This is a genomic window from Flammeovirga sp. SubArs3 (assembly GCF_947387565.1).
GTDB lineage: Bacteria > Bacteroidota > Bacteroidia > Cytophagales > Flammeovirgaceae > Flammeovirga > Flammeovirga agarivorans.
In genome coordinates this window covers 1-25711 of the sequence record NZ_CANDOA010000013.1, presented here as the reverse complement: position 1 = coordinate 25711, position 25711 = coordinate 1, and the positions used below count along the sequence as shown (strand labels likewise).

The following is a 25711-nucleotide window of genomic DNA, read 5'->3' as shown; positions in this document are numbered from 1 at the left end:
ATAAAATGCAGAGATCTAACAGGTAACAAATAAGGTATTTTGGTTGATCAGATAAAAAAATTATGTCAGCTGATTGGTGATTTTTTTAGGAATGTTATCCACATTGACTAGGATTAGCCCATCGATACAGTGGTTAAATTTCGGATCGATGTTGAAACCAATCAACCTGCCATTTAATTTTATATATTGACGTATAAGAACTGGAACTCTATATTTTTTGGGTTCAATATCCATGATGAGTTTATCCAATTCATCTATAGTTATTTTCTCTCCGCTAATTAAATTATCAATGTATTTCTTCATATGATCCTTGATTTTATAGCGCTGTCTGGCTTTTACAAATTGAGCCACTTCTTCGTCGAATAAATATTTATAAGAATAATAGATGATAGCATCTTTAGCTGCGTCAGAATAGTCGTTACTGATACTGACAGGACCAAACATATATTTATACTGTTGATTTCTTTTTAATAATAAGTTGATTCCCTTCCAGAGTATAAATAGAGGAAATGCATCTTTTTGCTTTTCTTTTATGATAAAAGAACGACCAAGTTCAATTCCATTAGCCAAAACATGTGTAAACTCATCTTTAAACTTAAATAGAGTATGGGTGTAAAAGCCTTTTTTACCAAGATGTTTAATGATCTCATCTCCCATTCCTATGCGGTATGCCCCAATAATTTTTTGAGTATACTTCTCCCATATAAATAAATGATGGTAGTATTCATCAAACTTATCTAAATCGATTTCTCTATTGGTCCCCTCTCCTACATCTCGGTATGTGATTTCTCTTAGTCTTCCAATTTCTAACAGTGTATAAGGTATTTTATCAGCAGGAGCAATACGTACTTCATAATGACCATGTTCACAAAGAACTGATGACGATGGAAGTTGGTCAATTTCATCTTGAATGATACTGTTTGGTATTTGAGGTATTATAGGTTCGACGTTATCCTTAACACTCTTATTCGGTTTGAGAAATCTTTGTTGTTTCATTCCTTCTCCTAACAAATAGGTCTTATTTCTTAGGTATTGCCGTAAATCATTTATCTGATCAAATTGCTGTAATTTTGAAACAGGTATTTCTTGACCAATTCTTACTTTGATTGTTTGGTTTCTTTTCTTTAAAAATTCATTAGGTAGTTGAAATGTCCGTAATAAAGGGTGGATCTTACCTAATAAATGGAATGACCAGCTGTTAGCTCCATGAAAGTAAATGGGTATTACAGGAACATTTGCTGATTGAATAAGTTTAATTGAAGATTTACTCCAAGGCTTGTCTGTGATGGTTTTGTGGGTATTATGATAGGTCGAAACTTCTGCAGCGGGAAAAAGACCAATACAATGCCCTTCTTCCAATCTTGATAATACTTTTTGAAAACCATTTAGACTTTTCTTTTTAAAAGGATCAACAGAAATAAATAATTTTCTGAAAGGCTCCATTTTCTCTAAAAGAACATTTGCTGTCACTTGAAAATCCGGTCTTATTTTCTGAAGTACTTTGATTAAAATAATCCCATCAAGTAATCCATATGGATGATTTGACACAGTAATGAATGGACCATTTTTAGGTATATTTTTTAGTTCATTTTCGTTGATATCAACCTCAATATTTAGTAGTTTTAGGGTCTCTTCTATTAGCTCAATTCCTTCATAATCAGAAAGAACTGTATATATATCGTTGAAAACAGATAAGCCGGTAGCCTTCATCATTAACTGAGCAGTCCACTGACTTAAATTGAGTTCATTCATTATTTCTCTTGTAGGAATAATTTCAGTTTTCATATTGCTTTGTTGTATTTATACAAAGCTACAACTCACACATTATCTGATTTTTATGTATATGAAAATCCTATATTGTTTTATAATGAATTCAATGTTATCTGTTCACATTAGATTAAAAGTAGTTTACAAGGTTATTAGTTTAATGTCAAATTAAATTAGTTGATTATTTAGGTATTATATAAAGGCATTTACTCTTCATTATCAATGATTTAATTAAAGTTGTTGATGTTTATTTATAGTTTTTCTTTAAAAAGTATATTTTATATCTTGTTCTTACATTAGTAAAGAATAAATATTTGTATAAACGTGTATATAAATATGAAATAAATAAACGATCGTAACTTTATTAACTATGGGTAGTCGATAAATTGAATAATTTTAGGTCTTCATTCATTTAATATAATCTGTATTGATTATGTAAATCGTTATCAAGGGATAATCTCTTGACTTTAACATCATATAGATCAAATATTGAATATGCTTAAGTACGAATACATATATATTTGTTTTTTAAACTATGTATTAATTTAACTCATAATTCCTCTCTTTTCTGTCACTTCAAAAAGTTAATTTTATAGATAATAATTACATGATTGTTATTCAATAGCTATTTATTTACATTTAGCAGAGAATTATTACCGATAAACACATATGAAAACATATACACCATCAGAATTATCAACAGCACAAATGCATAACTATCTTCTAAGTGCTGTAGCACCTAGGCCTATTGCCTTTGTAAGTACTGTTGATGGCAATGGAAATGTGAATTTAAGTCCATACAGTTGTTTCAATTTTTTTGGTGCAAAACCACCAATTCTTGTTTTCTCTCCCACAAGAAGAGTAAGAGACAATACGATAAAGCACACTCTAGAAAATATACTTGAGACAAAAGAATGTGTAGTTAACATTGTTCCTTTTACTATTGTGGAACAAATGTCACTATCAAGTACAGAATATGATAAGGGAGTAAATGAGTTTACAAAAGCAGGGTTAACAGAGGTTCCTTCTAAAGAAGTAAAAGCCCCTAGAGTGATGGAGTCACCTGTTCAATTCGAATGTAAACTGCAACAGGTCATTGAGATGGGGCAAGAAGGAGGAGCAGGAAATCTAGTAATATGTGAGGTGGTAAGAATACACCTTGATGAAGATATTCTAGATACAAAAGGAATGATAGATAATACAGCAATGGATCTTATGGGAAGAATGGGTGGTCATTATTATGTGAGAGCATCAGGAGATGCTTTAATGACGATTCAGAAACCTATTCGACAAAAAGGTATTGGTATTGATAAATTACCATTACATATTGTAGAAAGTGATGTATTAACAGGAAATCAGTTGGCTAAATTGGCCAATGTTGAAGCAATTCCATCTGAAGAAGTACTTAATTCTATAGAAGTACCACAGATGAGTTCAAGAGAGAACAATCATCTGTTAGCATCCAAGTTATTAAATAAAGGAAGGATCATAGAAGCATGGAAGGTCTTGCTGTCATAAACACATCGTAAAGAAAAAAGCGTCACCTTTCTTAAAAAAGTGACGCTTTTTATTTTATATCATTGATATGATACTATTTCCAACCTTCGTTTAAGAAATCATGGAAAGTATCACCTCTTAAACCTAAACGAATAGTTTCTAAAGGAATAACTTCTTTAGGTGCAATGTTTCCTAAGTTTACATTAGTACCGATCAATTTGATGAACCATACTTGTTGAGCTTTTTGTGGCGCCTCCCAGATGATATCTTCGTAAGGAATTTGAGTAAGAATTTCTTCCACTAAACCTGATCTTACTTCACCAGAAGAACGGAAAAGACCAACGTTTCCACCTTCACGAGCTTCACCAATAACTTTCCAAGCACCAGCATCTAATTCGTTTCTCATCAATTCGATCCATTTATATGGAGGAATGATTTTTTCTGCGTCCTTAGATCCTACTTCAGAAAGTACAGTTGCTCTTTGTGATAATTTGTTGATATACTCACACTTTACATCATGAGCCATGTCCATAGAACCATCTGATACCTCAGCGAACTCTAAACCAAATTTATCTAAAACTCTTAAGTAATCCTCGAATTGGTTTCTGATAACAAATGCTTCGAACAATGTACCACCAAGGTAAACATTGATACCAGCCTCATGATAAAGATTAATTTTCTCTTGTAATTTAGGATATACGTATGAAGTAGCCCATCCTAATTTCACAATATCAATGTAATCTCCTGAAGTTTCTAGAACGTCTTCTACTTCGCGTAGTGATAAACCTTTATCCATAGCCATAGTAAGGCCTTTGTTTCTAGGTTTTACTGATCTTTCAGGTAGATTATTTAATACGTAATTCATCATCTGACGATTTGAAATAAAAAAAATCGACCTACAAGTTTTTTGGGAGTCGATACATTTTTTAACCTTAAATTTCTGAATTTGACAGAAATATAAGCTGCAGCGCAATTTCGTAAATGCTCTGCTCTTTAAGGTTATAATTCTGTTAAAAAATCAAAATATTTAATCAAATTATGATTTAATGTCATTTAAACTTAGAGATAGCTACCTTAAGAATTTTCTTGATTGTCTCATTTGGTACATAATCTATCATTTCTTGATGTGCATCATAATTAAGTTTCAATGCAACTTCAATGGTTTTGTATGCTTCCTGTAGTTTTCCCCCAATTAATTGATAAGCTGCCAATCTGTAATGTAAAGAGTGATTTTCAGGTAGGTGATTGATTGCTTTTTTTAAAACTTCACAAGCTTCATTCAACTCTCCAGATTTGTTATATACCTCCGACCAGTCAATCCATATTCCTTCATTATTAGGATTAATACTGCTGGCTTGCTCAAAAGCTTCTAAACCTGAAACAAGATTACCTAGTTCACATTCTGCTTTTGCTAGAGAATACCAATATTCATCATAAAACTTATTCAGTTTAACTGCTTTATTCAGGTAATGTGTTGCTTCTAAAAAGTTGCCTAGTTTTCTGTGGTTCTCACCAACACCAAACCAACCTTCATCAAAACTTTCATCTAGCTCAATCGCTTTTTTAAAATAACGGATTCCTACATTATAATCTTCCATCATTTCTGCAGAAGCTCCTAAGTGACAGTATAATTCTGATGTAGGCTCACTTGTATTTTGTAAAGCATTTAGGTATTGGCGAAAAGCTTCTGGGTACATTTTCTTATTAAGAAAACAATGTCCCATATGCATATATGCTAGATCAAACTTTTCATTTACAAGTGTAGCATATTCGAATGCTGCAAGAGCCTGATCATATTGTTGAGACTGACTATAAAATATCCCCATATTGTACCAAGCATCTGCACTATAAGGATCTTTATCAATAAAACCTTGAAGAAAATCATGGACACTCTTCAAGCGTTTTGTTTGTGTTCCACAGTCAATTAATTCATACACACTATCTTCATGAGTAATATCTTCTTTTAATGCTTTTTTGTAAGCAATTAAAGCTTGATCAAATTCATTAATGGATTGAAGAGTAACTCCTATATTATAAAACACATCTGCAGGTTGTTCTGTATAAGGAAGTGCCTGTTCAAAACTTTCAATAGCTTTATCGGTATCCCCTAAAATAGAATGTAATGTTCCTTTGTAAAATAGAACTTGATAATCATTGGGGGCAATTTTTTCAGCCTCATAGATTACATCAAATGCTTCTTTATAATTACCTAAATAGGCTAATATTCTAGATTTTAAGACTTTAACTGAAGTAGAAAACGGGTAAATATCTTCTGCTGTATTACAGACTGATAATGCTTTTTTGATACTAAAATTAATGAAGTAATGCTCTATGATATCTTCGAAGGTCGATAAGTCGAAAAACTCAATACGCCCCTCCTTTTCCATCTTCTCATATTGTTGAATTACTTTTTGTATATCGTTTTGACCTTCTGACATATTATGAAGTAGCTGTTTATTAATACCGTTTCTAACAATATCGTAATAAATAAATTACCATGCTGTTAATAATTGGTAGATATTAATAAAACTAAGATTTTAAGAAATTGGTTTATTTATGGTCTTCTTTCACCCAATTCATGGTTTCTTCTAAAGATTTGAATTGAATATTCATACTGTCTATAACTTTGTTGTTTTCATAGACAAAAGGAGAAAATAACGTATTGATTAAGTTTTTAGATAGTTTTCTTGAACGAGAAGAGATTAATGATAGAAATTTCTCAAGGTAATAAACAAACATCACATACGATTTAGATACTTGCTTTGTGGGTGGAGTAACATCCAGTCCATTACTAATAATAGTGAGAGCATCTTTATAAGGTATACTTCCGGCGTTTAATATGAACCTTTCACCAGAAATATTCTCATTAAAAGATTGTAGAGTCGCTGTTACAACATCTCTGATGTCTACAGAACTGAAAACGCCAGTTGGATAGTATTTGACTCCACTTTTTAGCAGTTTAAAAATAGTCAGACTACTTCTATTCCAATCTCCTACCCCTAAAATAACTGAAGGGTTGAGAATGACGACATCTAACCCTTCTCTATATCCTCTCCAAACTTCTTGTTCTGCATTATATTTCGAAATGGCATAGGCTGACATTCCTTTATCACCACTCCATTTAGAATTTTCATTAATATTTACACCATATTCAGGATTGCCTAAAGCAGCAATGGAACTGATATGAATAAATTTTTTCACATTGGCTTGAAGTGATATGTTGACCAAATTAGCGGTACCGTTGATGTTGATAGCTCTTAATTCGTCAAGTGTATTATTAAAAGATACAATAGATGCTGTATGCACCACATATTCAATATCTTTCAATACTTCAATTAGACCATTTGGATCTAATAAGTCAACATCAAGCCAAGTAATATTATTACTGATGTCACCCAAGAAAGATTTATCGTTTTGTTTGCCATTAAGAGCGTAGATGTTTGCTTTCTGTTCATATAAAGCTTTCGTGATATAACCACCAACAAAGCCTGTTGCTCCTGTAATAAATATGTTTTTTCCTTCGAGTGACAAGGTGTAATTATTTTTGTGGAATTTCTGATATTGTATTATTACGCAAAGATAAGCCTAGTGATTTATTATAATAGGAGAGATTCCTCACTTTTTCTAACCAATTCAAGTGTTTTGCTTTGTGAGTATCCGTTCCAATGAAATCTACGGCTTGGTCATTAATAAGGCGCTCAGCATATTTCTTTGCAGTAGAAGAATAGTATCCCGCTAAAGAAAGAGCATTTATTTGAAGTAAAGCTCCCAATTCTTTCCATCTTAGAATCTCATCATATTTCCCATAAGCATAGGTATATCTTTCTGGGTGAGCAATGATGGGTTGGTACCCTTTAGAAATTGCAAGGAAAATCGCTTCATCAATAAATACACAGGGATTGATGAAAGATGTTTCTATTAATAAATACTTTGCATCGCCAAAAGTTAGAAGTGGCTCATCATTTCTAAGCTTTCTCATAAAAGCATCATCAAGGTAGTATTCAGCGGCAGCATCAATTTTAATATTAATACCTTGCTTTTCTACTTCTGTTCTAACCTCTTCTAGTTTTCCTAAAATAATTTCAGGAGTATTTTTAAAGAAATCACTCATAACATGTGGCGTTGCTATCAGATGAGTATAGCCAAATCCATGTAGAGTTTTTATTATATCTATAGACTCATCCATATTCTGAGCCCCATCATCTATACCTGGTAAAAAATGAGCATGCATGTCAGTAGTAAGCTGTGGTCCCATAGGACTTGTAATTACTTCTTCCTTCTTCTCTTTTTTCTTACCGAATAAGTTTGAAAAAAATCCCATTATCGTAAGCAATTTAATCTACTATAATTAGTACAAATTGTGTACTAAATTTACCCTCCTTATGATTTTCTAAATATTTTCTTCCAGAAAGGTTTTTTCACCTCATCAAAATATTCCATGTCCTCTTCAGACAAATCGCTGTCATATCCATAGGTGTATCCGTATCCGTAACCATAGGCACTATAAGACATGGAACCATAGCCATAACCATAGCCTCCATAACTTCTTCTGTCAGGAACAGAGTTAAGAATGATGGATATATTCTTGAATTTGCCAGATTTATAAAGGTTGTTGGCGTTGTCAATAAACGATTGTTTTGAGTAATCAGCTCTAACAACATATATCGGATTATCGACATGTCGCATAACAATCATACCATCTGTAACTAACCCAATTGGAGGTGAATCAAGCATAATTACATCAAATTCGTCTTTCAATTGTTGTAAAAACCTGCTGAAGTTTGATGATAAAATTAGTTCTGATGGATTTGGAGGAATAGGTCCTGCACTTATATATTTTAATGTAGGTACCTCAGTTTCTTGAAGACATTCTTCAATAGTATTTTGTCCGACTAAAATAGATGAAGCACCAATTGTATTGCTACCACCCATAGCAAGGTGAACTTTTGGCTTTCTTAAGTCTAAGTCTACCATTACCACCTTTTTATCAGACATAGCGATAATTCCTGCTAAGTTTGACGCAACAAAGGTTTTACCTTCACCACTAATTGTCGATGTAACAGAAATTACTTTTGTTTCTTTATTTTTAACTTCTCCGTTTTCATTTTCCGTAACCATAAAATCTAGGTTTGTACGGATAGAACGGAAAGCCTCGGACATTGTTGATTTCGGATCTGAAGAAACAACAAGTTTTGATACCTGCATTTCCTCTTTTATGTATTTAGGAATCAGCCCCAAAATTGGCATAGTAGTTCGACGCTCTAAGTGTTTCAAACTACTAATTTTATCCATCATAAGATAATTAATAAGAATGAGAATGATGGATAAGAAGATACCAATAGCAATACTGATTGCTATAGAAACAAATTTCTTTGGTAGAATTGGTATTTTGCTAGCATATGGAGCATTGATTACCGTAGAACTCTCAATCGTACTCGCCTGAGCCATACTAACCTCAATCATTTTATTGGTTAATAGATCAGAGATATTAGTATAAATGGCAACTCTTTTTTCTATCTTCTTAAGGTCTGGATCACCACCAATATTTTGAAAAAATACACTTCTAAGTTTTGTGATTTCTTTTTGAAGATCATTGATATTCTCATTAAGAAATTGCTCGGCAAATTTGATAGATTCTGCCACTTCAAATCTTAGTTTCTTGTAGAGTTCAAGCTTTGAATTACTAGCTATAGTATTAGTCGTATATGATTCTTTAATACGAAGAGCTTCTGTTTCTAATTTAGCGAGTTCATCCAAACTAGAAGTAATGCTCCCATCAGTAAGTATAGTTGCATAAGCTTGTATATACACAATACTACTATCTGCTTCTAGAAACCCTCTTAATTTCTGATACTTTTTCTTTTCGTTCTTGAGTTCGTTAAGCGATTTTTCTAATTGTTGAATATTATCTACAATGGGCCCCGCTTCCATGTAAGCACTAAGATCTTTACTATAACTTAAAGCTCGCATCTGATTTTCTAATTTATTAAGAGAGTCTTTTGTAATATCTACCTGACTATATAAGTAGTCTAATGCCCTTTCATAAACGAGAGCTTTCCCTTCTCTAGAAAGTTGACTATAAGCTTTATTGATGGCTTCAAGAATAGCAACGGCCTTCTGTTGATTGCCTGCGGTAAATGAAATTTGAATCGTTTTTGCTCTTGGATCAAAAATCATTACTGATAGATTTTTTCTTAAAAACGAAATAATTTCACTTCTAGAATTAAACTTGAAGCTGTATTGATTATTATCTAAAGTGACACTTTTACTTGATATAATTAATGGTGTACCTCCCAGTATAATTTGTTTTCCAGATGCTCCATAAACTGTAAATTCATCTTCGCCAATTTTATACTTTATCGTATAATTTTTCCCTTGATCTGTGAATTGAATAAAAAATCTCTGATTCGTTAGTCCTGGTTGTTTCCCAGAAGGGTAGCTTAATTTAAAAGGTACTGAGTTACCGAATAGTTCTGAATCACGAACATCACCTACTGAGTGATAATCAACAGATAGATCAATTAGTGAGTCAATAATACGATTATAAGTTACTCCTGAAGTAATTAGTGCCATCTCACTCTCTAGTTTTCCTTCTTCCAAAGAACTAGAAGTGATGCCAAATTTTTCAGCAAACTCTTGCGATGAAGATGTAAGTTTTACTTGGTTGAGAGTTTTTGCCTCAAATATTCTAGGAGTCCATCGAATATAAAGAAAAGCACCTATACCGCTTAAAATGAGTATTAAAGCGATATAAATTAAATTTTTCTTTACAACGAATTCTAATTTATCTAAGTCTAAATTATTGGTAGAACTATCATCATTATTGTCAAAGTCCTCCCATTCTTTATCAAAATCATTCATATTTAACAGGAATGAATATAATTCTAGTTGTTAGGTGTTGAGATCTGCTGAATCAATAAATAAAGTGAAACTACACTTGAAACAACACTTACTAATAATGTCAGATCTTGTAAGTTTCTAGTATCTGACTTTCTACGGGGTTCAATGTAAATAACATCATTAGGCATTACATTAAGGTTTGCTTTTGCCATTCCTTGTATGGTGCTTAAGTCAATAAGTTGAACTGCAGGTTTGTTGAAGCCAAGAACCGGATCAGGCCTAACCATTCTTATATTGGTAGCCATAATATCGTTTTGAACTGGAATACCATTATTGGCAGCATTAGTGGCACTTTGTTGAGAAGCCAAAGCAATGATTTCTAATAAAGTCATATGCTCACTTCTAAGTGGAACAATTTCAGCTCCAGTCGCACCTAATACGATCACCCTTTTGTTGGTATATTGAGTAACAACATAAGGTTCTTGATAATATTTACTATATAGCTCTTCAAGTTTTCTATTGGCTTGCTCAAGGGTTAAGCCTTTTAAAGAAACATTCCCAACTAAAGGAAAATTTACAGTTCCATCACTTTTCACAAGGTATTTCGTGGGATCGTCACCGTTTTCTCTAAGAGGTGAATTCATAACACTGTTTGGGTTTTCCAACATAGTATTATTTCCCATGTTTCCATTAGTGTTTCCTTGTTTTAATAACTGATTAGGTTGTATAAAATCTCCATTAGGATCTACCATTTTCTCACCTTTATTGGTGAAAACGGACATTGCGATATAATCGTCAACCTCAATAGTATAATTATTTAATGCAGCGTTTTCAGCAGAAATAAACGCTTCTTGATTGATACTTTCATCAGTTTTGAAAAGAATACTTTTTCTAATTGAACACGATGACAATTGCATTGTCATGGTTAATAATATCAGGTAGAAAACAGTATCTTTTTGTATAAAATTGCCTTTCATGTAGAATTTCTGTTCGAGGCTTATTCGTTTAGCGATTTAACTGTGTAGAATAAACGTTGAAAAAATATCAGAAGTATACTGATTTAGGTAAAAATAATAAAAAAGGTCCACTCCATAAATTAAATATGAAGTGGACCTAAAGTATTTTGATGATAAAATGAAATTATTCGAATTATCGTCTTATTTCTTATACATTTTAACTCCGTTATCTAAGAATTGAATGAAATTCTCTACATCTAAATCGTATGCTTGTGCTGGTTTCATCCAATTTCCATCTGAATCTAATAAGCAATAGAATGGTTGTGCATTACTATTGAATTTTGTGATCTGGAAATCAAAGTTTTTAGCACCAATTGTTTTTTTGACGTTACCATCAAAAGTAGAGGTAATCCATTCTGCTTCTGGAAGTTTTGTAGGGTCATCAACATAAAGAGCTAAAACGATATAATCTTCTTTTAATCGTTTCAATACTCTTGGATCAGACCATACATTATCCTCCATTTTACGACAGTTGGCACACCCATATCCTGTAAAATCTAAGAAAATAGGTTTATTAAACTTCTTTGATGCTTCCAATGCTTGTTCATAATCGAAATATCCTTTTAAACCGTGTGGTAAGTGGAAAATCTCTCCATATTTAATAGGATATAACATATTTTGAGCATCTCCATTTCCAGAAATGTGTGCATTTTCAACCTCTCTACGAATGATATCTTTGATATCAAAGGTATGATGAGTTTGTGGTGGTAGAATACCTGATAATAATTTTAGAGGAGCACCAAATAAACCAGGAATTAAGTAAATCATGAAGGTGAAAACCACTGTTGCTAAAATCATTCTTGGAGGACTAATCGTGTCCATTGGAGAATCGTGTGGCAATCTGATTTTACCGATAAGGTATAAACCAAGCATCATTGTGATAGCAATCCAAATTGCTACCATTATATCTTTATCTAATACTCCCCAGTGATATACTAAATCTACTGTTGATAAGAATTTAAATGCTAATGCAAGTTCAACAAAACCTAAAACAACTTTTACAGAGTTTAACCAGCCACCAGATTTAGGTAAACCTTTCATTAACCCTGGGAACAATGCGAACATTGTAAAAGGTAATGCAAAAGCTGTGGCAAAAGCTATCATACCAAATATTGGTTTAATGTAAGCTCCACCAACAGATTCGATCAGAATAGTACCTACAATAGGACCAGTACATGAGAATGATACAAGTACCAATGTGAAGGCCATAAAGAATACAGCTCCCCAACCACCTTTGTCAGATTGTTTGTCCATCTTGTTTACCAACGAACTAGGTAAAGTGATTTCAAACATTCCGAAGAATGACATCGCAAATACAATAAAGATGGTAAAGAATAAGGTATTCGGAAGCCAGTGTGTGGAAATTGCATTTGCAACACTTGGATCACCTGCTAATGGGGCTAATACTGCACCGAAGAAACCATAAATACCAACGATTGAAAATCCATATAAGAATGCTTTTACTTTACCTCCACTTTGATTCGTAAAGAAAGAAACAGTTAAAGGAATCATTGGGAAAACACATGGTGTAAAAATAGCTGTTAAACCAAATAAGAAGGCAGATAACATAAAACCAAAAAGGCTTTCTTCATCATCTTGTCCACTTGAAGATACTGCTTTTATAGTACCTTTATCTTCACTTTTTATAGTTTTTTTTTCAGTATTGTCAGCAGGAGTGTGGCTGATTTTAGCATCACCAAAGGTGAAAGACTTTTCTAATGGGATACATTGCCCTGTTTCATCAGAACAGCTTTGTCCAGAAACACTAACTTCAATCTTAAAGTCCTTATTTAAGATTTTAATCTTCTGAGTAAATGTTCCTTCTTTTTTAAAGTAAGTAACATCGCCTTCCCACAAGTCATCATATTTTTTCTTAGGATGAATAGCTTTTAGAGCATCAACAACTTCATAGGTATTATTTTCAGAATATTTTACTGTAGTAAGCATTGGCCCTAAATCAGGATCAAAGTCGTTGGAATATAAATACCATCCATCTTTGATTTTGGCTTTGAAAGTTACTTCAATAGTTTCTCCAACTTTCGGTTCATTGTTAGATAAACTTGCTGACCAAGTTACAGGATTGATAAGTTGTGCATTTGCTCCACTCATAAAAGTGATAAAGAGCAAAAACGTAAGGTTAAGTAATTTGAAAAAGTTTTTCATGCTAGGATAATATGATTAAATGCTTTCTTCTCTGAGAACGGTACGGAATTGACTTACTTTTTCTCCAAATTTATTTTTTAGAGCAGTATGTAATTCCATTTCATGTTGTCGCATAAACTTGTCCACTTGAACAAGGTTATCCACATCAAGCATAAGAGCGAAGTTAGTTCCTGCTTGTTCTGCTTTCTCAGATAATAATTTCATTAATTTATATTGAGTGAAACACTCACTTTTCATTACAGCTGGTATAAAAAAAGAATTCATCCACTGTTTCCATGAAGGTAAGACTTCATCTTCTACATGGAAGGAAAGGTTATATATAATCATGATGCTTTAGTATTTGCGAAATATTGAGTGTAAAAATAATTATATAAGATAGTTTAGAAAACTTTTACTCCTCATACTTCATACATCCTTCAAAAATAAGGTTTTATACTAAAGCATCATTAAAGTTGACTTATATTTTTCTTATCTGTAAAAGAGATCAACTATTTTACTTTCAATGCATTGATGATATCGCTAGGTTCAGCTCTTTTTCTGTAGTCAATATCAATAAACGCATAAATAATTTCTCCTTGTTGATTAATTACATAGGTAGCGGCTAAAGGAAGTTCATTGTCTTGATTTCCATTATACTCACTTAGTCCAAACTTCTCTTCGTAGATTTTAGCTACTTCAGGTGTTAGTTTGAAGACTATTCCATATTCTTTCCCTACCTGATTGTCGATGTCGCTGAGTACTTCAAAATCAAGTTGGTGTTTTTCAGATGTTGATAATGATTTATCTGGAACTTCAGGAGTTAGTGCCAAAAGATTAGCTCCTGCAGCTTTGAAATTAGGTAATTCTTGTTGTAATCGGTGCAATGTTAAATTACAATATGGGCACCATCCACCTCTATACCAAGTAAGGATAACAGCTCCTTTTTCTAAATATGATGATAAAGAAACGTTTTCTCCTACAGCATTTTTTAATGTGAAATTGAGGGCAATATCACCTATATTTTTTGCAGAAGAAGTAATGCCACTTTCTTCAATAGCATCAAGTCCTTCTTGATAAACTTTTTTTGTCTGATCATCTGCTTTTGCATTGAAATTATCTTTCTGATGATCTAAAGTACTTTGTAGAGATTCGGTTTCTTGAGTGTTCATTGAATTTGATGATATTGGTGATAAGGCACTTTTACATCCAAAAAAGGAGATTAAAAGTGAATAAATTAGGATTTGATATTTCATAGTTAAGCTTGTTTTTATTATCAGTTCAAATATCGATGCTAACCATTTGATATCCATTGGTTATTTTTCCTTGGAGGTTGTTGTTTTTTCCTTTTTATAGTAGATAGCATTTAATTACGTTCTTTATATGATTGATTGAGTATTATCAATAACATTATATACACCTCACTGATATTGTTTGTCTATTTTCATTAATAGTTTGATTTAAAGAAGAATATAAAACGTAAATAATTATGTTCTTTATTTGTGTAGCTATAATTTTTCATATCTCAACAACATGTACGATATAGTCCAAAAGGAAAAAGAAAGATCGTTATTGAATGTACTTCTTAAGACTTCATTTATGAAAGGGATAGAGAATCAGTGATATAAGAAAAGTTCCATAAGGTAATAAAGTATAGTAAATAGAGTTGGGAATGAATAAATTATAGAAAAGGAAGAATTTCAATACGTACTGAAGTAAACGAAGACCTATTTTCTTTGGTTTTTGTATTGATGGATACTTTATTTTTTAAAACATACAGTAGTATACCTTTACTTAAGCAAAATGTTTGGTTAAAATTTAAGACCTTTGCAAGAGAGGATCAATTGAAATTATTAATTGAAACCTTTGGAAGTGATGTTCATGATTTAGTGGATGCTACAAGGCAGGGTATTGCACAGAATAGCAAGATGAAGGTAAAGCGATCGTTACATACTTTAAAAGGTATGGCAGCAACTGTAGGTGCTTCAAGATTACAGTTTATCGCTCAAAAAGCAGAAAGTTTAGATCCCCAACTAATTCGTAAAAATCATTTGATTGAAGAAATTGAAAAATGTGGAAATGCCTCCGTTAAGGAGATGAATAACTCATAGTGAACAAAGAAATACAAAAACATAAAAATGCCGCACTCATTAAAGCTGAAGCAAAAAGACTTGGCTTTAGTGAGTGCGGTATTGCTAAAGCAGGTTTTCTTGAGGAAGAAGCAGACCATTTAGAAAATTGGCTGAAACAAGGTATGCATGGAGAGATGGGATATATGGCCAACCATTTTGATAAGAGATTAGATCCGACAAAACTAGTTGATGGAGCTAAATCTGTGGTTGTCCTATCTTATAATTATTTTCCAGAAAAAGATTTCAGTCAACAGGATACTTATAAAGTAGCCAAATATGCTTATGGAGAAGACTACCATTATGTGATAAAACGAAAGTTGAAAGATTTGGTGAAGTTTATCCAATCGGAAATAGGAGATGTTAATGGTAGAGTATTTGTCGATTCTGCTCCCGTAATGGAACGACAATGGGCTCAAAAAGCAGGTGTTGGTTGGATTGGAAAACATAGCTTACTATTAAATAGACAAATGGGGAGTTTCTTCTTCCTTTCTGAGCTAATTATTGATCTCGAATTAGAAGCAGATCCTCCAGTAAAAGATTTTTGTGGAACCTGTACCCGGTGCATTGATGCCTGCCCTACAGATGCAATTCCTCAGAAAGGTGTTGTAGATGGAAGTCGATGTATTTCTTACCTAACGATTGAACTCAAAGATCAAATTCCTACTGAATTTCAAGGTAAAATGAACGACTGGATTTTTGGTTGTGATATTTGCCAAGATGTATGTCCATGGAATAGATTCTCAAAACAGCATCAGACTCCAGAATTTAATCCTCACGAAAACCTTGAAGGAATGACCAAGAATGATTGGGTTGAGCTAACAGAAGATGTTTTCAAAGAGTTGTTCAAGAAGTCAGCAGTAAAGAGAACGAAGTTTGAAGGTTTACAAAGAAATATTTCTTTTGCACAAAAAAAGTGATCAACTACCTCAAAGCTGATCACTTATCCTTTATATTATTATTCTTATGTTTAATTTTAATTAGCCTACTAATGAGTAGGTACTGATATGTTTATTACATTCATTTTGAATCACAAAAGCGTAGTTAGGAAAATTAGATTTACCCCATGTTCTTAAGGATAAAACTTCGTTAATTGATAAAATTCCCAATGATTTTCTTAGTTCTTTCAAAAAAAGATGGCGATCAAAGGCCACTTTCTTTAAAATTATCTTAGAATATTCAAGCATGATCGGGTTGTGTTACTTGGTTATTTTAGAAAAATCGGAATATAAAAATAAGTCATTTTTTACTTCCATTATCAATAACGTTAAAAATAGTGTATTTGTTACGTTTTATTGAAGAAATATTTATTTTTTAGTTTTTTTTTACATTTTTTCTTGAAGCTAATCTACATCTTTACAATATGAAAAGAAATAAGTTAGTAGCATACAGCAAATTATCGATTTCATCATTTACAATACTGCTATTTAGTTTACTTTTAGTCAGTTTTCAAGGGATGTCTCAAACCGTTTCTGTTGTTTTAGGTAAAACAGATATAGGTCAGAATGAGAACTTCGAAATCACTTTAACGGTTAAAAATGGCCGTTTAACTAAGTATTCGTCTTTTCCTGATATTCCTGGTTTTAGAAAAGGTAGACCATCTTCTTCTAGTCAGACATCAATTGTAAATGGACAAGTTTCTACTCAACAGAGTATTACTCAACTTTATCAGCCTACAAAACAAGGTACTTTTAAGTTGAATGCTTTTACGATGACTGTAAATGGAAAATCTGTATCTAACCCGGGTACTACCATTAAAGTGGGAGCCCCAGTTCAGAGACAAGTATATGATCCATTTGCAGATTTTTGGGGAGGAGGAAGTTCTTTCGGAAAGCAACAGCAAGAACAAGACTTTATTGATGTGAAAGCTGATGCCTTCTATTCCGTAAGCACAGATAAATCTTCTGTTTATAGAGGTGAAGGGTTTAGAATGGATGTTTCTTTTTATGTATCTGTTACTAATAGAGCCGAGTTAGAGTTTTATAAAATTGATGAACAGGTTACTAAAATCTTAAAGCAAGTAAAACCAAGAAACTGTTGGGAAGAAAACTTTAATATTGAATCAATTCATCCTGAATACGTAACAATAAATGGAAAATCGTATCGTCAGTATAAGATTTATGAGGCAATGTTTTATCCATTAAACTCAGAAGATATCGTTATTCCTCCTACAGAACTTGAAATGATTAAGTACCAGGTGGCACAACGTCAATCATTTTTTGGACGAAATAGAAAAGAAGATCATCAAATCTTTAAATCTCGAGGAAAGACGATAAAAGTAAAACCGCTTCCAGATAATCCTTTAAAGAGCGTAGCTAGTGTTGGTAACTATCGATTAAGAGAAGAGATCAGTACAGCAAAACTTAAAACAGGAGAAAGTGTAACACTTGAATTTAGAGTTGAGGGAGAAGGGAATATTTCTTCAATCAGAGAACCTAGTTTAAAGGAAACAGAAGATCTCTTATTTTATCCACCAAGTGTGTCTCAGAATATTAATAGAGCAAATGGTAGAGTCGTTGGTGCTAAAACTTACCAATATTATATCGAGCCTCAGGAACCAGGAGAATATAATTTAGGAGAATACATTGAGTTGCCAATTTTTAATCCTCGTACAAAAAAATATGAAATGCTTCATCCTGAAGTGACGATTGTTGTGGAAGGAAAAAGCCTAAGAGATGCTCAGATATCTAAAACAGATTTAGGATCTTTCTACGATGCAATGCGAAATGCAGACAATTCGATTGTATCTATGGATAATACCAATTGGATTCAAATTATTTTAAACATCTTTGTGGTTATATCAATTGGTCTGACTATCTTCTTTTTAGTAAAGAAGTTCTAGAATTTTGAATTATGATGAGAAAACATTTCTCTAAAAAATATATAAACGCTGTTTTACCATTATTCTTGGGGTTATTCTTCTCTTGTGAGAAATTTGTAGATACTACAGCTCCAGAAATTAGAGAGTACACAGTGAACGGTGAAGATGGTACTGGAGAAGTTATGGTAGATACATTAAGTACTGACTTAATTGTAACGGCATATTTTGTAGATGACTATAATCTTCTCTCTTATAAGTTGGGTTTTGAATACAAAGGAACAGATGACTCTCCTGGTTTAAGGTTTCCAGCTTATTTAGTCTATGAAGATACGTTTGCTATTGCAGGTGCTCAGACAGAAATTTATCAAACATTTACGGTTGCTTCAGGACAAACAACAGGTTCTTTATTTGCTGGTACAGGAGAATATGAAATTTATATCCAAGCAAAAGATAGAGCATTAAATGAAAGTCAGGTCTCTAGGATTCCAATTGAATTCAAGAATTTTGCTCCTTACTTTAAGTTTCCTGAATACGAAATAGATACAATTACTCATCAGCAAGCTAATAGTATTATAATTAATGCTTACATGGATGATTTGGATAATAATATGAACCAATGTGAGATGTTGATGTATTGGAGAATGCCTGATGAAATTGAGGAAAGTGGATATTATGACTCACTAATCCATGATTTTGCTCTTATCGATCCAGTGCCGGGTGCAGGTCAATTTGATATCTCGGAAATGTATAGTTTCCCAGATACTGGTTTGTATGATTTGAGAGTATCAGGTTTTGATCAAAGGAGAAATAATACACTAGCACAGATTACTTTTAAAGTAGAGTAATTGCTCGTTCTATTGTAAAAAGAAAACCCTCTTCTATTTAATAGTAATAGAAGAGGGTTTTTATTTTTAGTCATTTTTATAACCAAACATTTTAAGACTCTTATCGTTCTTTCGCCAATCTGCATCCACTTTTACATGCGTTTCCAAGAAAACTTTCTTCTGAATAAATTTCTCGATTTCCTTTCTAGAGTCGGCACCAACATGCTTCAGTTTAACACCGCCTTTTCCGATAATAATACCTTTTTGGCTATCTCTTTCTACCATAATTGTAGCTCTGATCTTTACAAGGTCAGGAGTTTCTTTATAGCTTTCTACGACCACTTCGCAAGAGTAAGGTACTTCTTCTTTATAATGAAGGAATATTTTTTCTCTAATAATTTCAGCAACAAAGAAGCGCATAGGCTTGTCGGTAAGTTCTTCCTTGTCATAAAAAGCTTCATGTTCTGGAATAAGGTTTAGGATCTCATCCAAAATCACATTTACATTAAAGCCATGAAGGGCTGAAACAGGCATAATTACCTTAGGGTTCAGCTTTTCTTGCCAATACTGCACTTTTGTTAGTACATCGTCTTGTTTAGCAAGATCGATTTTATTGATAATCACAATGATTGGAGCTTTTGCCTTTTCTAACTTAATAAGGGCATCTTTCTCCTTAAATTGTTCAAAAATATCTGTAACAAAAAGAATAACGTCTGCATCATTCAATGAGTTATCTACAAAGTTCATCATAGACTCATGTAACTCATACTTTGGGTTAATAATACCTGGAGTATCAGAATAGACAATCTGATAATCATCAGTACTTAAAATCCCCATAATTCTATGACGAGTAGTTTGAGCTTTTGATGTAATGATTGATAACCTTTCCCCTACAAGTTCATTCATAAGTGTAGACTTACCAACGTTTGGTTTACCTACAATACTTACAAAACCGGCCTTATGTTTCTTTCCCTCACCCATGATGTATTTCTATATTATTCTTTAATTTTTTTGATCAATAATTCTGTCAGATTAATCTATGATTTGATGGTTGCTTGTAGCATACGTTTTGTATGAGCTAACCCAAAATAAATGCTGATATATGGTAGTTCTCCGTTAAAGTAATCAAAAATAGCCTTAACTCCTGTATTAGGTCCAAGATTTCGTACTGCATCGGCTACTGCTTCCAATTGTTCTCCTGTGATGTATTGGAAGATATCTATAGTATAACCCATCTCATAGAGGTTGGCCAGATGATTATAAATACTTTGATCTTGAAGCTTACGTTGTTGAGCAATTTCATGAATACTTAAGCCCTTTTTATAGAGCTCATAAGTCAGTAATGAGGTACTTCCTTTTATTTTGAAGCCAGCTTTAGATTTTCTAACAATAAAACTGACAATCGCTCCGATAAATTGGTTGCCATACTTCTTCAATTTTGTTTCACCAACACCAGATATTTCCATCATATCCATAACTGATACAGGCATTTTTTCTGCCATATCTTTTAATGTAGCATCGTTAAATACTACATATGGAGGTATATTTTCTTTATCAGCAATATTTTTACGAAGTACTCTAAGCTCTTCGAACAAGTCGGTAGCCAATTGCTCTTTGGCAGAAACCTTTTTTGTTGGTGCTTTAGTAGAAGGCGTACTTTTGAACTGTGATAGTTTCGCAAAATTTACCGGAAACTTACCCATTAGAACTTGTTCTCCAGTTTTGGTCACCCTAAAGGTATTATGATGATCATAGGCAATTTCAATCAACCCGAGATTGAGCATTTGTTGTAAATACAATTGCCAGTGATCGTAACTGATATCATTTCCTGCTCCATACGTTCGGATACGATCGTAGCCTGCATTAACCAAGTCTATTCTTCTGGATCCTCTTAGAATATCAATCAGCATACCTGCTGAAAGGCTTTTATTCATTTCTCTTTTCACCCGAATTACTGCAGACATTGCTTTTTGTGCGATAACAGTACCATCAAATAGTTCTGGAGGGTTTCTGCATACATCACAGTTCCCACAGTCTTTTTCTAAAGTCTCTCCAAAATAACTTAATAGAATTCGTCTTCGACAAGTTCTTGTTTCAGCATACTGCTGCATTCGTTCAAGCTTAGATAACTGGAGTTGATGTTGTCCTGATTCACTCACCATCTCCCTTAATTGCATGACGTCTGCAAAAGTGTAGAATAATAATGTGTCAGAAGGAAGTCCATCTCTACCAGCTCTACCGATTTCTTGGTAGTAACCTTCCATATTCTTAGGAAGGTTATAATGTATAACCCATCTCACATTGGGTTTGTCGATACCCATACCAAAGGCAATAGTTGCACAAATAATAGGTGTATCATCTTTTATAAACGCTTCTTGAACTCTTGACCTTTCATGTGCCGGCATACCTGCATGATAATAGGTCGCATTATATCCCGCGTTTCTTAATTTATTGGCTAGTGATTCTGTATTCTTTCGAGATAAGCAATAAACAATACCTGATTGATTAGGTCTTTCTCTTAAAAACTGAATAATCTTCTCAATTCTTTTTTGCCCTGCTTCTACTCTTAAACTAAGATTTGGTCTATCGAAAGATGAAATAAACATCTTAGGATCATTCATGCTTAGTTGACTGGCGATATCATTTCTAGTAGCCTTATCTGCGGTGGCGGTAAGAGCTACAAAAGAAATATGTGGTAACCTTTGTCTTAATGAGGTAAGTTGTGTGTACTCTGGTCTAAAATCATGCCCCCATTGAGAAATACAATGTGCCTCATCAATTGCGATAAAGCTAATGTTCATACGGCACATGAAATCTAAAAATGCCGGAGCTAGTAACTTTTCAGGAGATACATATAAAAGCTTGAGTCGTTCTGTTCTAAACTCCTCTTCTATTTCCCTTTGCTCTACATAAGATTGTGTACTGTTTAAATATGCTGCATTAACACCATTTGCTTTAAGGCTTTCAACTTGATCTTTCATCAACGCAATAAGAGGAGAAATCACGATGGCTGTGCCTTGTGAAATAATCGCAGGTATTTGGTAGCAGATAGATTTACCACCACCAGTAGGCATTAAAACCACGGTATCTTTTTTTGCAAGAACATTTATAATAATATCCTCTTGCATAGGTCTGAATCGGTCGTACCCAAAAAAATGCTTTAGGGCTTGTTGAGCAGTGGAAATATTCATTGATTTAATTTATACAGAATTTCGAAGCAAGTTACAATCCTGAAATGACGATCTCAAATAGATAATAAGAGATTCGTAATATTTTGTAAAAATTATTTTGAACGATAATTCACTAAAATTCAATTACTCTAGTAAGTCTATAGTGTTTAATAGTGGTGTGCATAGTGTTTTGATTATAAATAAGATATAATTTGATTTTTTTAATGCTAAATCTTAAAATTTTATATTGTTTTCTTGTGAAAAAGTCAATATTATAATATGTTTACAAATAAGAAATCAAACAAAAGGCATTTTTTTTACGAAAAATGCAAAAATGTTATGGTTTCTCACTTTTGATGTAAAACATCAAAAATGAAAGATTTCGATGGAAGTTTAAATAATTGAATTGGTTAGAAAGGAGGTGAGTTTTACTCACCTTTTTTTATATCTTTATTTTTATAATCAGGAAACATAAAAGATTTTATAAATTTGTCTTCTATTCAAATTACAAGAGAAAAAGACGTCTCTGCTTAATATTTGAAAAATCTACTTATGAGTAATTATAAAAACGTATTTGTGATCGATGACGATCCAACAAATAATATGATCTGTCGTAAAATGATAGAGAAAACAAATTTTGGTGAAAATGTGGTCACTTTTTTAGATGTGGATACTGCTGCTCAATCTTGGGATGATGTACAGCCGGAATTAGTGTTTTTGGATATCAATATGCCTCCTAGTACTGGTTGGGACTTTCTAGATCAATTGGCAGATAAAGGAGTGAATCCTGAAAAAGTATACATGTTATCTGCAGAAGTAACTTTAGATGATAGAAAGAAGGCAGAACAATATAGCCAAGTAGCAGGTATTATCATTAAGCCATTAACACCTGCAAAACTAAACGAGATCAAATAATTCATTATCCTTCAAATAAAGGATAAACTTGACGATATATAATGTAAAGGTGAAAGTAGAGAAAATATATAGATGCTGGATTGTAGGGATTGGGATATGTGTTTTCATGCTTTTACCTTTTTTTTCATCTGCACAAGTAGCTGAGAACGATTCTATTAAGATAAAAGAACATGATGTATCAGAGATACAATACACTTTAGATTCTTTATTATCCTATAATTACCATATTGAAGCACAGCAAGTTGCGGATAGCGTAATTCAAATAGCCAAAGATACTTATAGTAATACAGACGAAAGAATTGTATTACTTCATAAACGAATAGCTGAGAAGTTTGCTGACAGAGGATTTTCTAACATCGCATCCCAATATATTCAGCAAGGTCTTTCTATTTTAAGATCTCAGCCCTCCCCTAATTATGCGTTTATTGGTGATATGTATATTTATCTTGCTCAGATATTTAGACATCACCAATTGTCTAATATTGCAATAAACTATTATGAGCAAGCTGCAGAATCTTATGAGCAATCAGAGGGGACGAATCATTATTATAATTTGATTAATGTCTACATGACGTTAGGTACATTCCATTTTGAGGTTAAAAACTTCGGTACTTCTAGTAGTTACTATACAAAAGCATCGAATATTATAGCAAAAATGGATACAGAGTACCGAGCAGATATGGTAGAAATATTAAATCGCATCGCAGTAGCCCAAACAGCCACTGGTTCATTCAAAAAAGCTCAACAAAATTTATTGAGGTCTGAGATGATTGCTAAAAAAGTATTTGGTAAAAATGCTTTGGAGCTTGAAAATGTATATGAACAATTAATAGATATGTATATCCAAAAATCCGAATTTGATAGTGCTGATATTTATGCTGTAAAAGCTGTCAAAATATTAAAAGGTAATATTGGGACGACAGAACGTAGACAAAAATATGAACGCTTTCTGGCAGATACCTTTTTTGGAAATAGGGAATATTCTCTAGCCTGTAAATGGTATGATGTATTGTATGATGATGCCTATATTACCAATCAAAACTCCTTAGAAGAAATAGCGACAATTACAGATTGGTACATTACTATTGGTGAGAAGATGGAGAGAGTTAAGCAAGATTCTTTAGCCAATAATGTATATGAAAAAGCACTTTCTGTGAACCAAAAATACTTTGGGGAAGAAAACTTGAAAGCAGCGAGTATAATGCATAAAATTTCTAGAACGCAGACCAAGTTAAACTACTTTGAACAGGCAGAAATATATACTAATAAAGCATATGCTATTGAGTGGGATTTAGGTACAGAAAAAGATAGTACTCAGTTTATCGTTCAGCAAATAGATCTGGCAGGATTGCTCTTAATGAAAGGCGATACAACAGACGCTGAAGACTTATATCACAAAGTATTAGAGTTAGAAGATGATAGAGAAAGTAGGTGGAAAGCGATAGCATTTAATAATCTGACAATGATCCATCTAAGTGCTCTAAAATATGATTCTGCCAATTACTTTGCAGAGCAACTTTTGGTGTATTACTCTACGAATTATGGCAGGGATTATATCAAGACTTTAGGATGTTATCTTTTGCTAGGGAACATTGCTTTTGCTCAAGGTATGGAACAGGAAGCTGTAGAAAAATATTACAGTAAACCGATACGTTTAGCACCTCAATTATTTTCTAAAAAAAATGAGGTAGCTTTATTGGCAAACCTCAACCTATCTCGTTACTACGCAGAGTTAAATAAAGAAGACCTGTCCCGTCGCTACGATAGTTACGCACGCGAGATACAGGTCTATTTATCTTCAAAGGAAAATTATCCTTAGTTATTTTTAATCTCTGTTAACTTCTCATTCAAAGTATCAAGAATATTACGTAGATGACGCTCTAATTCTGCCCAAGCCATAACAGGGTCAACAGAGTTAACATCTTCTTTGTAGTTCGCTCCCACTTCAGACATAAATTTTTCTAAAGTCTCAAGGTTGAAAGTATGTAGTCTTGTGCTGAATTTGTGTTTAACTGCACTGAATAAGTCAGAATCTCTATCTTCTAAAGCCAATTTAAGTTTTGGAAAGTCTGACTCAAATTCGTCAATCGAGATAGAAAGAAAATCAATGTATCCCTCTTTATCTCCTTCGAATAGTGTATCTGTGAAACTGAAATCCATAGGATATGTTGAAATTGCCATAATTTATATTCATTAAAAGTAATGAAATCTTTCCATATATCTAATTAAAAAATAGTTTTAGTGGATTAAAACATAATGATATAAGCAAGAATTTCTTTCGTCACAAAGATATAGAGGATAATTACTCTATTTGTGATGTCATCCATAATAAACGTAAATCGATAAGTTTCATTTAATGTTTTAGGAGATTTTTTATTTTTAATAAAATGAATGTGATTATCAATGCGTTGACATTCGTTTATTACTTTTTTTGAAATAAATTTTGGAAATATAAAAAGTCGGCTTACCTTTGCATCGCTTTCAACGGAAAGCACCTGATGAAAGGAACGAAATAAGCGAAAATAGCTCAGCTGGTAGAGCGCAACCTTGCCAAGGTTGAGGTCGCGGGTTCGAACCCCGTTTTTCGCTCAAA

The 25711-nt window shown here is 32.9% G+C and carries 20 protein-coding genes and 1 tRNA gene; 8 read left to right on the top strand and 13 right to left on the bottom strand.

What is annotated here, in order from left to right:
* Nucleotides 1-60: 60 nt before the first annotated feature.
* Nucleotides 61-1785 carry a GNAT family N-acyltransferase gene (locus tag QL232_RS24445; protein WP_281616142.1) on the bottom strand — a complete coding sequence of 575 codons (1725 nt, stop codon included), beginning with the start codon at nucleotides 1783-1785 and terminating at the stop codon, nucleotides 61-63.
* A 651-nt stretch (nucleotides 1786-2436) separates the two neighbouring features.
* Here QL232_RS24445 and QL232_RS24440 point away from each other — a divergent pair.
* Entirely contained in the window at nucleotides 2437-3285 is an 849-nt protein-coding gene (locus tag QL232_RS24440; protein WP_281616141.1) for a flavin reductase family protein, read from the top strand.
* Between the two features lie 73 nt (nucleotides 3286-3358).
* Here QL232_RS24440 and QL232_RS24435 read toward each other — a convergent pair whose 3' ends face one another.
* The 9 genes from QL232_RS24435 to QL232_RS24395 all read right to left on the bottom strand — a co-directional run bounded on the left by QL232_RS24435 (nucleotide 3359) and on the right by QL232_RS24395 (nucleotide 14431).
* Nucleotides 3359-4129, bottom strand: a complete 771-nt coding sequence (locus QL232_RS24435; RefSeq protein ID WP_168883554.1) for a phosphosulfolactate synthase — start codon at nucleotides 4127-4129, stop codon at nucleotides 3359-3361.
* 184 nt (nucleotides 4130-4313) lie between these two features.
* Nucleotides 4314-5702, bottom strand: coding sequence for a tetratricopeptide repeat protein (locus QL232_RS24430; protein ID WP_281616140.1), 1389 nt, complete (start codon nucleotides 5700-5702; stop codon nucleotides 4314-4316).
* A 112-nt stretch (nucleotides 5703-5814) separates the two neighbouring features.
* The gene (locus QL232_RS24425) at nucleotides 5815-6795 is read right to left on the bottom strand and encodes an NAD-dependent epimerase/dehydratase family protein (RefSeq protein ID WP_281616139.1); all 981 of its coding nucleotides are present in this window, start codon (nucleotides 6793-6795) and stop codon (nucleotides 5815-5817) included.
* Nucleotides 6796-6802: 7 nt separating this feature from the next.
* Entirely contained in the window at nucleotides 6803-7585 is a 783-nt protein-coding gene (locus tag QL232_RS24420) for a CpsB/CapC family capsule biosynthesis tyrosine phosphatase (RefSeq protein ID WP_281616138.1), read from the bottom strand.
* Between the two features lie 59 nt (nucleotides 7586-7644).
* Complete coding sequence (locus tag QL232_RS24415) at nucleotides 7645-10125, bottom strand: tyrosine-protein kinase (RefSeq protein ID WP_281616137.1); 2481 nt, start codon at nucleotides 10123-10125, stop codon at nucleotides 7645-7647.
* 23 nt (nucleotides 10126-10148) lie between these two features.
* Nucleotides 10149-11081 carry a polysaccharide biosynthesis/export family protein gene (locus QL232_RS24410; RefSeq protein WP_281616136.1) on the bottom strand — a complete coding sequence of 311 codons (933 nt, stop codon included), beginning with the start codon at nucleotides 11079-11081 and terminating at the stop codon, nucleotides 10149-10151.
* Between the two features lie 180 nt (nucleotides 11082-11261).
* A complete protein-coding gene (locus QL232_RS24405; protein WP_281616135.1) occupies nucleotides 11262-13283 on the bottom strand; it encodes a thioredoxin family protein in 2022 nt (673 codons plus the stop codon).
* A 15-nt stretch (nucleotides 13284-13298) separates the two neighbouring features.
* Nucleotides 13299-13610: a DUF4286 family protein gene (locus tag QL232_RS24400; RefSeq protein WP_168883561.1), complete on the bottom strand. Its 312-nt coding sequence runs from the start codon at nucleotides 13608-13610 to the stop codon at nucleotides 13299-13301.
* A 161-nt stretch (nucleotides 13611-13771) separates the two neighbouring features.
* Nucleotides 13772-14431, bottom strand: coding sequence for a peroxiredoxin-like family protein (locus tag QL232_RS24395; protein WP_281616134.1), 660 nt, complete (start codon nucleotides 14429-14431; stop codon nucleotides 13772-13774).
* A gap of 579 nt (nucleotides 14432-15010) precedes the next feature.
* On the opposite strand from QL232_RS24395, the gene QL232_RS24390 reads away from it, so the two are divergent.
* From QL232_RS24390 to QL232_RS24375, 4 genes are all read left to right on the top strand, one after another.
* Nucleotides 15011-15370 carry an Hpt domain-containing protein gene (locus QL232_RS24390; RefSeq protein ID WP_281616133.1) on the top strand — a complete coding sequence of 120 codons (360 nt, stop codon included), beginning with the start codon at nucleotides 15011-15013 and terminating at the stop codon, nucleotides 15368-15370.
* Nucleotides 15370-16308: a tRNA epoxyqueuosine(34) reductase QueG gene (queG, locus tag QL232_RS24385; RefSeq protein WP_281616132.1), complete on the top strand. Its 939-nt coding sequence runs from the start codon at nucleotides 15370-15372 to the stop codon at nucleotides 16306-16308. The genes QL232_RS24390 and queG overlap by 1 nt, the downstream gene beginning before the upstream one ends.
* Before the next feature lie 443 nt (nucleotides 16309-16751).
* Nucleotides 16752-18230, top strand: coding sequence for a BatD family protein (locus QL232_RS24380; RefSeq protein WP_281616131.1), 1479 nt, complete (start codon nucleotides 16752-16754; stop codon nucleotides 18228-18230).
* Nucleotides 18231-18241: 11 nt separating this feature from the next.
* Nucleotides 18242-19054, top strand: a complete 813-nt coding sequence (locus tag QL232_RS24375) for a hypothetical protein (RefSeq protein WP_281616130.1) — start codon at nucleotides 18242-18244, stop codon at nucleotides 19052-19054.
* 66 nt (nucleotides 19055-19120) lie between these two features.
* On the opposite strand, the gene era is transcribed toward QL232_RS24375, so the two are convergent.
* Nucleotides 19121-20014, bottom strand: a complete 894-nt coding sequence (era, locus tag QL232_RS24370; protein WP_281616129.1) for a GTPase Era — start codon at nucleotides 20012-20014, stop codon at nucleotides 19121-19123.
* Between the two features lie 56 nt (nucleotides 20015-20070).
* A complete protein-coding gene (gene recQ / locus QL232_RS24365; RefSeq protein ID WP_281616128.1) occupies nucleotides 20071-22224 on the bottom strand; it encodes a DNA helicase RecQ in 2154 nt (717 codons plus the stop codon).
* Between the two features lie 531 nt (nucleotides 22225-22755).
* On the opposite strand from recQ, the gene QL232_RS24360 reads away from it, so the two are divergent.
* A complete protein-coding gene (locus QL232_RS24360; RefSeq protein WP_168883569.1) occupies nucleotides 22756-23118 on the top strand; it encodes a response regulator in 363 nt (120 codons plus the stop codon).
* Nucleotides 23119-23224: 106 nt separating this feature from the next.
* Complete coding sequence (locus QL232_RS24355; RefSeq protein WP_281616127.1) at nucleotides 23225-24937, top strand: hypothetical protein; 1713 nt, start codon at nucleotides 23225-23227, stop codon at nucleotides 24935-24937.
* Here the strand turns inward: QL232_RS24355 and QL232_RS24350 are convergent.
* Nucleotides 24934-25299, bottom strand: coding sequence for a hypothetical protein (locus tag QL232_RS24350; protein WP_168883571.1), 366 nt, complete (start codon nucleotides 25297-25299; stop codon nucleotides 24934-24936). The two genes, QL232_RS24355 and QL232_RS24350, sit on opposite strands and share 4 nt — an antisense overlap.
* A 335-nt stretch (nucleotides 25300-25634) precedes the next feature.
* Here QL232_RS24350 and QL232_RS24345 point away from each other — a divergent pair.
* Nucleotides 25635-25707 (top strand) — tRNA-Gly (locus QL232_RS24345).
* The last annotated feature ends 4 nt before the right edge of the window (nucleotides 25708-25711 follow it).